11 protein-coding genes are annotated in these 12,995 nt (G+C 60.5%); 3 read left to right on the forward strand and 8 right to left on the reverse strand.

What is annotated here, in order from left to right:
* Positions 1-7 precede the first annotated feature (7 nt).
* From panC to thpR, 8 genes are all read right to left on the reverse strand, one after another.
* Positions 8-862: a pantoate--beta-alanine ligase gene (gene panC / locus RZ35_RS02510; RefSeq protein ID WP_026741884.1), complete on the reverse strand. Its 855-nt coding sequence runs from the start codon at positions 860-862 to the stop codon at positions 8-10.
* A gap of 15 nt (positions 863-877) precedes the next feature.
* Positions 878-1,672 (reverse strand): 3-methyl-2-oxobutanoate hydroxymethyltransferase, encoded by a 795-nt coding sequence (gene panB / locus RZ35_RS02515; protein ID WP_026741885.1) that lies wholly within the window; start codon positions 1,670-1,672, stop codon positions 878-880.
* Positions 1,673-1,763: 91 nt separating this feature from the next.
* Positions 1,764-2,258 carry a 2-amino-4-hydroxy-6-hydroxymethyldihydropteridine diphosphokinase gene (gene folK, locus RZ35_RS02520; protein WP_026741886.1) on the reverse strand — a complete coding sequence of 165 codons (495 nt, stop codon included), beginning with the start codon at positions 2,256-2,258 and terminating at the stop codon, positions 1,764-1,766.
* Positions 2,258-3,664 (reverse strand): polynucleotide adenylyltransferase PcnB, encoded by a 1,407-nt coding sequence (gene pcnB, locus RZ35_RS02525; protein WP_235195072.1) that lies wholly within the window; start codon positions 3,662-3,664, stop codon positions 2,258-2,260. Before pcnB ends, folK begins: the two co-directional genes overlap by 1 nt.
* Positions 3,665-3,732: 68 nt before the next feature.
* Positions 3,733-4,650, reverse strand: a complete 918-nt coding sequence (gene gluQRS / locus RZ35_RS02530) for a tRNA glutamyl-Q(34) synthetase GluQRS (RefSeq protein ID WP_026741888.1) — start codon at positions 4,648-4,650, stop codon at positions 3,733-3,735.
* 77 nt (positions 4,651-4,727) lie between these two features.
* Positions 4,728-5,183, reverse strand: a complete 456-nt coding sequence (gene dksA / locus RZ35_RS02535) for an RNA polymerase-binding protein DksA (RefSeq protein WP_026741198.1) — start codon at positions 5,181-5,183, stop codon at positions 4,728-4,730.
* Between the two features lie 161 nt (positions 5,184-5,344).
* Positions 5,345-6,067, reverse strand: a complete 723-nt coding sequence (sfsA, locus tag RZ35_RS02540) for a DNA/RNA nuclease SfsA (protein ID WP_026741889.1) — start codon at positions 6,065-6,067, stop codon at positions 5,345-5,347.
* A gap of 5 nt (positions 6,068-6,072) precedes the next feature.
* Positions 6,073-6,609, reverse strand: coding sequence for an RNA 2',3'-cyclic phosphodiesterase (gene thpR / locus RZ35_RS02545; protein ID WP_026741890.1), 537 nt, complete (start codon positions 6,607-6,609; stop codon positions 6,073-6,075).
* A gap of 74 nt (positions 6,610-6,683) precedes the next feature.
* Here thpR and hrpB point away from each other — a divergent pair, with 74 nt between their 5' ends.
* The 3 genes from hrpB (at position 6,684) to fhuC (ending at position 12,995) form a co-directional block, all read left to right on the forward strand.
* Entirely contained in the window at positions 6,684-9,128 is a 2,445-nt protein-coding gene (hrpB, locus tag RZ35_RS02550) for an ATP-dependent helicase HrpB (RefSeq protein WP_026741891.1), read from the forward strand.
* Between the two features lie 101 nt (positions 9,129-9,229).
* Complete coding sequence (gene mrcB, locus RZ35_RS02555; RefSeq protein WP_026741892.1) at positions 9,230-11,713, forward strand: bifunctional glycosyl transferase/transpeptidase; 2,484 nt, start codon at positions 9,230-9,232, stop codon at positions 11,711-11,713.
* A 481-nt stretch (positions 11,714-12,194) separates the two neighbouring features.
* The gene (fhuC, locus tag RZ35_RS02565) at positions 12,195-12,995 is read left to right on the forward strand and encodes a Fe3+-hydroxamate ABC transporter ATP-binding protein FhuC (RefSeq protein WP_026741894.1); all 801 of its coding nucleotides are present in this window, start codon (positions 12,195-12,197) and stop codon (positions 12,993-12,995) included.

The following is a 12,995-nucleotide window of genomic DNA, read 5'->3' on the forward strand; positions in this document are numbered from 1 at the left end:
GTGTTGATTATGCGGTGAGATCCACCTGCAGGTTGTCGATAAGCCGCGCTTTTCCGAGCCACGCAGCCATGAGAATGACGCCGCGCGCGCTTTCTGTCGTCAGCGGTTCCAGCGAGTCCGCATCGCGGATAAACAGTTCATCCGGCGTAAAGCCCGCATTGCGTAGCGCCTCTTCCGCTCGCCCCAGAATTTCGTCAATCTGCCGATTGCCGGTGGCCAGTTCTTCCGCGATGGTATGCATAATTCGCGGCAGCTGAGGCGCCAGTTTGCGCTCTTCAGGCGTGAGGTAGCCGTTACGGGAGCTGAGCGCCAGGCCGTCTTTCGCCCGGACAATCGGGACGCCCACGATGCTGATGTCGTATCCCATATCCGCCACCATCCGACGGATCAGCGCCAACTGCTGGTAATCCTTTTCGCCAAAGCAGGCGACATCCGGCTGCACCAGATTAAACAGTTTGCTGACTACCGTGGCGACGCCGCGGAAATGGCCGGGACGGCTGGCGCCCTCCAGCATCTGCGACAGACCGGGGACTTCGACAAAAGTCTGCTGATCCAGTCCGGCGGGATAGATGTCCTGCGCGGCCGGCGCGAAGACCAGATCGGCTCCGCGTTGGGTCAGGCGCTCGCAGTCTTCTTGCAGCGTGCGCGGATAGCGATCCAGGTCGTCCGCGCGTTCAAACTGCATCGGATTGACGAAGATGCTCACGATGACGATATCGGCGCTCGCTTTGGCGGCGTCAACCAGCGCCATATGGCCGTCATGCAGATTCCCCATTGTGGGGACCAACGCCACTCTCTTCCCTTCTTGCTGCCAGCGCCGGACTTCGCGCCTTAGCAAAAGGGGCGTTTCAATAATTAACACTCCGCTTCTCCTGCGTTAGTGAAAGGCGTGCTGGTCGTCAGGGTACAGTCCCTGCTCTACTTCCTGCACGTAAAGACGAATGGCCGAGGGGATGTCTTCCGCCAGGGCCAAAAAGTTTTTGGCAAAGCTTGGCGTTTGCTCGCCGCTGATACCCAATGCGTCGTGCATCACCAGAATTTGTCCGTCGGTCACGTTACCTGCGCCGATGCCGATCACCGGGATCGTCAGCGCGTCGGTGATGCGCTGGGCCAGCTCGACCGGTACGCACTCCAGCACCATCATTTGCGCGCCGGCGCGCTCCAGCGTGATCGCGTCTTCCAACAGCTGCTCCGCGGCGGTATCACCACGGCCCTGCACCTTGTAGCCGCCGAAAATATTGACCGACTGCGGCGTCAGGCCCAGATGGCCGCACACCGGTACGGCACGTTCTGTCAGCATCTGTACGGTAGGCACCAGCCAGCTGCCGCCCTCGATTTTCACCATGTTGGCGCCTGCTCGCATTAATTCGGCCGCTTGCTGACAGGCTTGCTCCGGCGTGGCGCAGCCCATAAACGGGATGTCGGAAAGCAGCAGACACCGCGGCGCGCCGCGTCGGACACAACGGGTATGATAGACCATATCTTCGAGCGTCACGGGGATCGTAGAGTCGTTCCCCTGCACGGTCATTCCTAAGGAGTCGCCCACCAGCATGACTTTGATGCCTTGTTCATAGAACTGACGGGCAAAGCTGGCGTCATAGGCGGTGATAGTGGCGAACTTTTTACGGGCTTGCTTCCACTGGCGCAGATGGGTGAGGGTCGTTGGTTTCATGGCTGCCTTCCTGAATAAAAATGAGGACGTGAAAAGGGGCGGCGATATTCTACTGGAAATGGCAAGGCAGTGGGCCGCTTTACGGCTGCGGTTATCGCGCTAAGTGATCCCACAGGGTCAGCCCGTTGGGCGGTACGAGCGTCAGGCGATCGGCCAAGGCTTCACCGTCGGGGAAAATCAGCATCGGGGCAATATCGGCCAGCGGATAAAGCATGAATTCGCGATTTTTCATATCGTAGTGGGGGACAATGAGGCGCTCGGTGTTGATGACCTTATCGCCGAACAGCAGGATGTCCAGATCCAGCGTGCGAGGCCCCCATCGGTGCGCCTTACGCACGCGCCCCTGCTCTCGCTCGATGCGCTGCGTGTGGTCCAGCAGCGCTTCCGGCTCAAGCTCGGTGTGAAGCTCCGCCACCGCGTTAAGGTAATCCGGTTGATCTTGCGGACCCAGCGGGCGGCTGCGGTAGAAGGGCGAGCAGCGAACCCGCCGGGTAAGCGGAATCGCGTCCAGCGCTGTCAGCGCGGCATGTACCTGTTGTAACGGCTGCGACAAATTGCTGCCGAGCGCCAGATACACGCACGTCATTATTGTTGACCTCGGCGCGGCGCTGCCGGGCGCTTGCGCGGACGACGAGAGCGGCGGTGCGGCGTAGGGCCGTCATCCAGCGAATTCAGTAAGACCTGCTGCCGCGGCGGCGCAGCCACCTGGAATTCGCCCCACCACTGCGCCAGACGCTGCAGCTCCGGCTGATGTTCGATTTCAGCGCGCAGGCACAGCAGGTCGTAAGCCGCTCGGAATTTGGGGTGCTCCATCAGCTTGAAGGCGCGTTTTCCCTGACGGCGAGACAGGCGCAGCTGCAATTGCCAAATATCGCGGATCAGCGAGGTAATGCGNTTGGGGATGGAGAGTGAACGGCATTGCTCGTCGAGGATATCGTTCATCGCCAGCGCGAAGGCTTCGAAATAGGCCAGACCGCTTTCCTGCGCCAGCTTCTGGGCGTGCTCGATCAGCGGATACCAGAGCATGGCGGCAAACAGGAATGCCGGGTTCACGCGCATGTTATTCTGGATACGCTGGTCGGTGTTCTTCAGCACCTGCACGATCATCCGCTCCATCGCGGTTTCGCCGGTGTCGGTGAAGTTGCGGCTGATCAGCGGGAACAGCGGTTGGAACAGCTGGTATTCGCACAGCAGTTCATACGTCGGATGGCCGTAGCCTGCCTGTAGCAGCTTAAGCGACTCTTCAAACAGGCGAGCCGGCGGAATATCGTGCAGCAACGAGGCCAGACGCGGGATCGGCTCGGCGGTTTCCGGGCTGATGGTCATATCCAGCTTGGCGGCGAAACGCACGGCGCGCAGCATTCTCACCGGGTCTTCGCGGTAACGTTTTTCCGGCTCGCCGATCAGGCGGATGATGCGCTGATTCAGGTCGCTCAGCCCATTGGTGTAGTCGCGCACGGTGAAGTCCGCGCTGCTGTAATAGAGGCTGTTAATGGAAAAGTCGCGACGTTGGGCGTCTTCTTCGATCGTGCCGAAAATGTTATCGCGCAACAGCATGCCGTTCTGCCCCTGCTGGGACGTGTTTTTCAGCAGCTGTTCCTGATGCTGTTCGTGATGACCGCGGAACGTCGCGNCCTCGATCACTTCAGGACCGAACATGACGTGAGCCAGGCGGAAACGGCGTCCGACCAGACGGCAGTTGCGGAAGAGTTTGCGAACCTGTTCCGGCGTTGCGTTGGTCGTGATATCGAAATCTTTGGGCTTTTTGCCTAGCAGCAGATCACGTACGCCGCCGCCGACAAGGTAAGCCTCATAGCCTGACTTGTTCAGGCGGTAAAGTACTTTCAGGGCATTATCGCTAATGTCACTGCGTGAAATAGTATGTTGGTCACGCGGAATGACCGTCATGGACTCGCGCGGTGCTGAGGAAGCGCCGGACTCGTTCTCACGGTTCAGTACCTTACGACAAAAATTAGCTACTCGGGTAAAGATAATACACCTCGATAATGATGAAAAATGAACGGCCCAACCAAAAAATAGCGGCTAATCATAGCTCACCCTCAGCGCTTTGAGAATGCTGATGTGATTTTGGGCAAAGGAATCGCCGCTTCCGTTGGTATGGTCGCGAGAGACCAGTGGGTCTCGGCCCACGTCAAAAGCGCCGCAAGCGTCAGGTCCTGCCAGCTTTCCGGCAAGGGTTGGCGTAGAAACGCAAGCGCCTGCGCCAATGTCGGCCGCGGATCGCTCTGGGGCAGCGGCGGGGCATGATTTTGTTTGGATAACTTTTTGCCTGCCGCGTCCAGCGCCAGCGGCAGATGTATATAGTCCGGCGCGTCCCACTCGAGTTGACGAAACAGCGACAGCTGGCGCACGGTGGGTTCGATCAGATCCGCCCCGCGGACGATTTCCGTCACGCCCTGATCGCGATCGTCCACCACCACCGCTAAATTATAGGCGAACAGGCCATCGCGGCGATGAATGATGAAGTCTTCGCGCGCCAGCGCCGGGTCCGCGTCCAACCAGCCGCGCAGACGGTCGTGGAAGCGCATGACCGGGCGGGTCTGCGTCAGCCGCAGCGCGGCGTTATCCGGTCCGTGCGCCAGCGTGCGACAGTGGCCGTCGTAACGGCCGCCGAGACGCTGTATTCGCCGACGTGTGCAGGTGCAATAGTAGCAGCGTCCCTGTTGTTTGAGGCTGTCGAGGATCTGGCGGTAGCGGTCGTGGCGCTGAGACTGGTAAACGATGTCGCCATCCCAGTGGAGNCCGTAGTGCTCCAACTGGCGCAGAATGCGCGAGGCGGCGCCGGTGACTTCTCGAGGGGGATCGATATCTTCGATGCGGACCAGCCAACGTCCCCCGCAGGCGCGAGCCTGCAGGTAGCTGCCGAGAGCGGCTATCAGGGAACCGAAATGCAGATCGCCGGACGGAGAAGGGGCAAAGCGTCCGACGTAATGATTTTCTCGATGTAATGCGGACATACTACTGCGGGAGCGTCATGTCGAAGAAGGTCATATAAAGAAACGGGAAGGCCGAAGCCTTCCCGTTCAGGAATAGATCATCCTGCCATTTGTTTTTCGCGTATTTCCGCCAGCGTTTTGCAGTCGATGCAAAGGTCGGCGGTCGGACGGGCTTCCAGTCGGCGGATACCAATCTCGACACCACAAGAGTCGCAGAAGCCGAAGTCTTCGTCTTCGATTTTTTGCAGCGTCTTGGAGATCTTCTTAATCAGCTTGCGCTCGCGATCGCGGTTACGCAGTTCCAGGCTGAATTCTTCTTCCTGGGCCGCGCGGTCAACGGGGTCTGGGAAGTTAGCAGCTTCGTCCTGCATGTGTGATACGGTGCGATCAACTTCGCCACGCAGCTGGTTGCGCCATGCATCCAGGATGCGCTTGAAATGCGCCAGCTGAGCGTCGTTCATGTATTCTTCGCCCGGCTTTTCCTGGTATGGCTCCACTCCGGCAATCGCGAGGATGCTCAGAGAGGATGTCTTACGGTTTTGCCCTTCTTGCATGTTGCTTCTCCTACATAACACGACACGCAGTATCGATCCCCGAGGGGAAAAAACAGGCCGCTATAAATAACAGATGGACGTTGGGTTGGCAATCATTCCTGACACCGGCCTGATAAAGTGTGAGGAAGCGTTTAATTCATCCGTAAACATAACCTATCACGCTATTCGCGTATCGCCGCCATGTTATCGAATGGTAACGGGCCATTGACTGTCATCCCTGTCGCAGCAAGATGGGTCCCGTAACAGAGGATTTCAACCCCTAGTTGCTGTGCCTGCCATAATAATTCTGCATAACGTCTGTCTATGTGGCCGGCGGGAGAGACCCGCGTGATGCCGGAATGCATCACGGCGAAAAAGAGAACAGCGCGCGCTCCGCTGGCCGCCATGTACTGTAGTTCACGGAGATGTTTTTGTCCTCTCAGCGTCACCGCATCAGGAAAATAACCCTGTGCTTGTTGCAATAATGTGACTGATTTGACCTCGACATAGCAGTCCGCTTTTCCCGGCGTCTTGAGCAGAAAGTCGATGCGGCTGCCCTCTTCGCCATAGCGCACTTCGCTTTTCAGCGAGTCGTAGCCGTTCAAGGGCGGAATCTCTTGCGCCAGAATCGCCTCACGGACCACCTGATTGGCGCGTAACGTATTGACGCACAGTAGATCGCCGGCCTGCGTCTCGGTGAGTTCCCAGGTGCAGGGATAGCGGCGCTTGGGATTCTCGGAGGTGGCGTACCAGACGGTATCGCCCGGCGTGGCGCAGCCGGTCATCGCGCCGGTGTTCGGGCAGTGGATCGTCATGACGTCGCCGGCGGGCGTGACCACATCAGCCAGAAAGCGTTTGTAGCGTTTAATCAGCGTCGCGGGCTGCAACGGGGGCGAAAACTGCATAGTGATTACTCTTTGGCGATAAGCGGCCAGCTTGCCAACGACCGATAACGGGTTCTGCCGTGTTCAAACTGCGATTCATACAGGGAGAAGCTGTCGACCTGCGTCGACCAGCCGAAGGTGGCGGGCGGCAAGGCCACAGGGTGGGTCGCCCCGCGCAGCAGGGTGACGTGCGGATGAAACGGCTGCAGACTTTGGCGGCAGCCGTGNCGCGCCGCCTGCGCCCGCAACAGTTCCGCCAGCTGCAACAGACCGCGCGGCGCGCGGCGACATCCCAACCAGACCACGCCTGGACGCGGCCAGTGACCCGCGTCGTCAAGCGTCAGGGTGAACCCCGGCTGACGAATACGCCCTGCCAGTGATTGCAGCGCGCGCTGCTGACCGTCGCCGACCTCGCCCAGAAACGCCAGCGTGAGATGGAGATTGGCCGCCGCTATCGGACGCCCCGCCTGCATCGGGAAATGCGCTGCGCGCCAGCGGATAATCTGGCGGCGGGTGTTTTCCGGCAGCGGCAGGGCAAAAAACAGGCGGCGGGTGGCAGTCATGACGCTCTCTCTATAATAGGGTGCTCCGATGCTACAATGCGAGCCGCTTAAAGTTAATCATTACGGAGAATTCTGTGAGTTTACCGCCCGTCAGCGAGGTGCTGGATGACGTCATCCACGCGTTGCGCCAGTCGCCTCAGGTGTTGCTGCATGCGCCGACCGGCGCCGGAAAATCCACCTGGCTGCCATTACAGCTGTTGCAGGCTGCCGAACTGCCCGGTCGTATCATTCTACTGGAGCCGCGCCGTCTGGCGGCCAAAAGCGTCGCGTTCCGGCTGGCGGAACAGCTGGGAGAAACGCCCGGACAGACGGTGGGCTATCGGATGCGCGCCGAAACCTGCTGTAGTACGCAGACGCGGTTGGAGGTGGTGACCGAAGGTATTCTGACGCGGATGCTGCAACAGGACGCCGAGCTGGAAGGCGTCTCTCTGGTGATCCTCGATGAATTTCACGAGCGTAGCCTGCAGGCCGACCTCGCGCTGGCGCTGCTGCTTGATGTGCAGGCGGGACTGCGCGACGACCTCAAACTGCTGATTATGTCGGCCACGCTCGACAACGATCGTCTTTCTTCTTTATTACCGGATGCGCGCACGGTCAGTTCCGAGGGGCGCGCCTACCCGGTGACGCGATACTTCCAGTCGCCGGGCGCGCATGAGCGTTTGGAGATTTCGCTGGCCCGACTGATTGCGCAGGTGCTACAGCAGGAAAGCGGTTCGATGCTGGTCTTCCTGCCGGGCGCGGCGGAAATCAAGCGGTTGCAGCTTCTGCTGAACGAACGCATCGCGGCGGATATCGACCTGTGTCCGCTGTATGGCGCGCTGGCGCTGGCGGAGCAGCAGCAGGCTATTCGTCCGGCGGCGGCGGGGCGGCGCAAAGTGGTGCTGGCGACCAACATCGCCGAAACCAGCCTGACGATTGAAGGGATCCGCGTGGTGGTCGATAGTGGTCTGGAGCGCGTTGCGCTGTTCGACGTCAAAAGCGGCCTGACGCGGCTGACGACCCAACGAATCAGTCAGGCGTCCATGACGCAGCGCGCGGGCCGGGCGGGACGNCTGGAGCCGGGCGTGTGTTGGCATCTGTGCACGAAAGAGCAGGCGGAGCGCGCGGCGGCGCAGAGCGAGCCGGAGATACTGCATAGCGACCTGTCGGGCCTCTGGCTGGATTTATTGCAGTGGGGGTGTCGCGACGTCGGCCAGCTCACCTGGCTGGATACTCCGCCCGCGCCGGCCCTGTCCGCTGCTCAGCGTCTTTTGCTGCAACTGGGCATTGTCGACGATCGGCAGCAGTTGACGACCACCGGCAGGCAGATTGCGGGTATCGGCAGCGATCCGCGTCTGGCGGTGATGCTGCATGCCGCCGCGCGGGAGGGCGGCGACGCGCTGTCCACGGCGGCGCTGCTGGCGGCCATCATTGAAGAGCCGCCCCGCAGCGGTTCGCCGAATCTGTTCGATGGTCTGCGCCGTCCGGCCGGTCATTGGCAGCGTCGGGCCTCGCAGCTGGCGCGGCGGCTGGGCGGGGCCAAAGGCCGTTTTGACGACGGGTTGGCGGCGGCGTTGCTGGCGCAGGGCTTCGCTGACCGCCTCGCCCGACGGCGGGGTCAGGACGGTCGCTACCAGTTGGCGAACGGCGTCGGCGCCCAGTTGGCGGTGGACGATCCGCTGACGTCCTACGAGTGGCTGATCGTCCCCGCGCTGATGCACAGTCCACAGCATGCCGATGCGCGAATTCAGCTGGCGCTACCGGTGGATATCGACCGCTTGCTGCAACATTTGCCGGGGTTGTTAAGCGAGCGGAATATCGTGCACTGGGATGAAGAAAAAGGTACGCTGCGCGCCAGTCGGCGTAGCCAAATCGGCTGTCTGACGCTACGTACTCAGCCATTGGCGAAACCCTCCGACGACGACCTGCAGCAGGCAATGCTGAACTGGCTGCGCGAGCAGGGGTTGTCCGTTTTGAATTGGGACACGGCGGCTTTGCAGCTGCGCGCTCGTATTCAGTGCGCCCGTCAATGGTTGCCTGAGGTCGAGTGGCCCGCCGTGGATGACGACGCGTTGCTGACAACGCTGGAACAGTGGCTCTTGCCTTCGTTGACGGGCGTGCGCGATCGCCGAGGGCTGAATCAGCTCAACCTGGCGGAAGCCCTTCACCGCTGCCTGGACTGGCGACAGAAACAGCGTCTGGATAGCGCGTTGCCAAGCCATTACACGGTGCCCGGCGGCAGCCGTTTGCCTATCCGCTATGCTGAAGGTACCGCGCCGGCGCTGGCGGTGCGGTTGCAGGAAATGTTCGGCGAGCGGGAAAGCCCACGCGTGGCGGAGGGCCGGGTAGCGCTGGTGCTGGAACTGTTGTCACCGGCTCAGCGTCCGCTGCAGATCACCCGCGATCTGGCCGCCTTCTGGCAGGGCGCCTATCGCGATGTGCAGAAAGAGATGAAAGGGCGTTATCCCAAACACGTCTGGCCTGACGACCCGGCTAACGCCGTGCCGACCCGGCGCACTAGAAAGTATCAGAATCAGTAATTTCGGACGTTTCCCCCTTTCTTGAGGAAGGCGGGAGACACAGAGTAGACGGCCAGGTACTGCACGGGTGCCGTTAGCAACCTGATGGAGATGTCACAGCAATGGCTCGGGACGATCGCGAACCTATCGGGCGCAAGGGAAAAGCGCCGCGAAAACCTACACGTAAACAGGTGGTAAGGCGTCGCAGGGATGACGATGACTATGATGATGATTACGAAGAGTATGATGATTATGATGACGAGGACGACGAAGAAATGAGCCGCAAGCCTGGCAAAAAGCGCCGCTGGCTGGGGCTGGCGCTAAAACTGCTGCTGGTGTTCGTGGTCGTCATGGCGGTCTACGGCATCTATCTTGACAGCGAAATTCGCAGCCGCATCGACGGCAAGGTTTGGCAACTCCCGGCGACGGTTTACGGCCGGATGGTGAACCTTGAACCCGGCATGTCCTACAGCAAGCAGGAAATGGTGCATCTGCTGGAAGGGATGCAGTATCGCGAAGTCACCCGCATGACCCGCCCCGGCGAGTTTACGGTGCAGGCCAACAGCATCGAAATGCTGCGTCGTCCGTTCGATTTCCCGGATGGCAAAGAGGGTCAGATCCGCGCCCGTCTGGTGTTCAACAACGATCGTCTGTCGCAGATCCAGAATCTGGATAACCAGCGCAGCTTCGGTTTCTTCAGGCTCGATCCTAAACTGATCACCATGCTGCAATCGCCGAACGGCGAACAGCGTCTGTTCGTTCCTCGGGCAGGGTTCCCCGATCTGCTGGTGGATACGTTGATCGCGACCGAAGACCGTCACTTCTACGAGCATGACGGCATCAGTCTGTTTTCCATCGGCCGAGCTGTGCTGGCCAACCTGACCGCAGGACGCGCGGTGCAGGGCGGTAGTACGCTGACGCAGCAGTTGGTGAAAAACATGTTCCTCACCAACGAGCGTTCGCTGTGGCGTAAGCTCAATGAAGCCTATATGGCGCTGATCGTGGACGCGCGCTACAGCAAGGATCGGATTCTGGAGCTGTATCTGAACGAGGTGTATCTCGGTCAGAGCGGCAGCGATCAGATCCGCGGTTTCCCGCTGGCCAGCCTCTACTACTTCGGGCGTCCGGTCAATGAGCTGAGCCTCGATCAGCAGGCGATGCTGGTCGGTATGGTCAAAGGGGCCTCGCTGTACAACCCGTGGCGTAACCCGAAACTGACGCTGGAGCGCCGCAATCTGGTGCTGCGTCTGCTGCAAAATCAGCAGGTAATCGACGAAGATCTCTATAACATGCTGAGCGCGCGTCCGCTGGGCGTCCAGCCGAAAGGCGGCGTGATCAGCCCGCAACCCGCATTTATGCAGATGGTGCGTCAGGAGCTTCAGCAGCGGCTTGGCGACAAGGTCAACGACCTGTCCGGCGTGAAGATCTTCACCACGCTGGACCCGGTATCGCAGGATGCCGCCGAACGCGCGGTGGAAACAGGCGTTCCTGCGCTGCGTGCCGCGCGTAACGTGGGCGATCTGGAAGCGGCGATGGTGATCGTCGACCGTTTCAGCGGAGAAATCCGTGCGATGGTGGGCGGCGCCGATACCCAATTCGCCGGTTTCAACCGCGCGCTACAGGCGCGTCGCTCGGTCGGCTCGCTGGCGAAACCCGCAACCTATCTGACGGCGCTTAGCGACCCCGATCACTATCGCCTCAATACCATGCTGGCGGATGCACCGCTGTCGCTGAAACAGCCGAACGGCGCGATATGGGAGCCTAAGAACTACGATCGTCAGTTCCGCGGTCAGGTGCTATTGGTGGATGCGCTCGCCAACTCGCTGAATGTCCCAACGGTGAATCTGGGGATGGCGGTTGGGCTGGATCAGGTCAGCGCCACGCTGCAGCGATTGGGGATCCCCAAAGAGGTGATTCAGCCAGTGCCGTCCATGCTGCTGGGGGCGATCAGCCTGACGCCGATGGAAGTCGCGCAGGAGTACCAGACGATTGCCAGCGGCGGCAACCGTGCCCCGCTGTCGGCGGTACGCTCTGTGATCGCGGAAGACAATACGGTGCTGTATCAGAGCTTTCCACAGGCGGAACGCGCCGTACCGGCTCAGGCAGCCTATCTGACGCTGTACGGTATGCAACAGGTGGTTGAACGCGGGACGTCCCGCTCGCTGACGGCGAAATTCGGGCGCTATCATCTGGCGGCGAAAACCGGGACGACCAACGACCTGCGCGACAGCTGGTTCGCCGGCGTGGACGGCAAGGAAGTGGCGATCGCCTGGGNGGGGCGAGACAATAACGGCCCTGCCAAGCTGACCGGCGCCAACGGCGCGCTGACCCTCTACCGCCGCTATCTGGAAAACCAGACGCCGCTGGCGTTAACGCTGACGCCGCCGGAAGGCATCAGCACGATGACGGTCGATGGCAACGGCAATGTCATCTGCAACGGCAGCGCGGGCCGCGTGCTGCCGGTCTGGAGCGATAACCCGCAGTCCCTGTGCCAATCTGCGCCTCAGACGGTGCAACCGCAGGAAGGCCAGCAGGGTGGACAGCAAGATGAGCAGAAAGACGGACAGGGCGTCGCCGGCTGGATCAAAGAGATGTTCGGGCAGTAATGCCGCCTAAGGCGTGACTATCGCCCTGACCTTCAAAGCCCGCAACTTGGTTGCGGGCTTTTTGTTATCAGGCTCAACCGCCAGAGAGAACGCGTAATGGTTTCTGGATGAGAGAGTCTGAATTCCCCTCCCATGAACAAACCCTGTCACCGAGGCTTCTCGTCCTGTGGAGAGTGAAAGCACAGCAGCGGGACGCATCGCTCAGATTTATGAGGCGTGATGCCGACGGCGTCGCCTCTTTGTCGGGTGCTAATGGAATGAATCAGCCTGGCTTGGCGCTGACTGTGTCGCAGGGACTTAAGGCGCTTGCGGTAGCCGTTCCCTTTTGCAAAAATGCGATGCTTATAATAACTATTCTCGTTTGCATTCATTGATACTTCATTAGAGATGCGACCCATGCCGACGCCCGCTTGCCTGTTATGTCCTACCGCACGACCTTTCGCGACGGCGAATACCTCTGCTTTCGCTCAGGGCCTGTCTGATGCCAAGTAATTTTCCGGTCGATGACGAGATGACATTTACCCTTGAGGAAGCCAGCTTCAGCGTTGGCGACCGTACGTTACTGCATCCGCTGTCGGTCGCGTTTCCCGCCGGGAAAGTCTACGGGCTTATTGGCCATAACGGATCGGGTAAGTCCACCCTGCTCAAGATGTTGGGCCGTCACCAACCCGCCAGCGCCGGTCAACTTTCGCTGGCGGGACGCCCGTTGGCGCTTTGGCGCAACACGCCCTTCGCCCGTCAGGTGGCCTATCTGCCACAGCAACTGCCCGCCGCCGAGGGCATGACGGTGCGCGAGCTGGTGGCGGTGGGGCGTTATCCATGGCACGGCGCGCTCGGGCGTTTCGGTCATGCAGACCGGGAGCAGGTGGATCAAGCCATTGCGCTGGTCGGTTTGACGCCATTTGCACCGCGGCTGGTGGACAGCCTGTCCGGCGGCGAACGTCAACGGGCCTGGCTGGCGATGACGCTGGCGCAGGGCAGCCGCTGTCTGTTGCTGGATGAGCCGACCTCCGCGCTGGACATCGCGCATCAGGTCGACGTACTGGCGTTAATCCGACAGCTCAGCCGTGAGCGCGGGCTGACCGTGATCGCGGTTCTGCACGATGTGAACATGGCCGCTCGCTACTGTGACCGCCTGCTGGCGCTGCGTCAGGGAAAACTGATTGCGCAGGGAACGCCCGCAGCGCTGATGCAGCCATCGGTGTTACAGGAAATTTATGGGATCCCTATGGGGATTCTGACGCATCCGGCGGATGGTTCGCCGATAAGTTTTGTATGCTGA

The sequence above is a fragment of the Lonsdalea quercina subsp. quercina genome (genome assembly GCF_000688655.1).
GTDB lineage: Bacteria > Pseudomonadota > Gammaproteobacteria > Enterobacterales > Enterobacteriaceae > Lonsdalea > Lonsdalea quercina.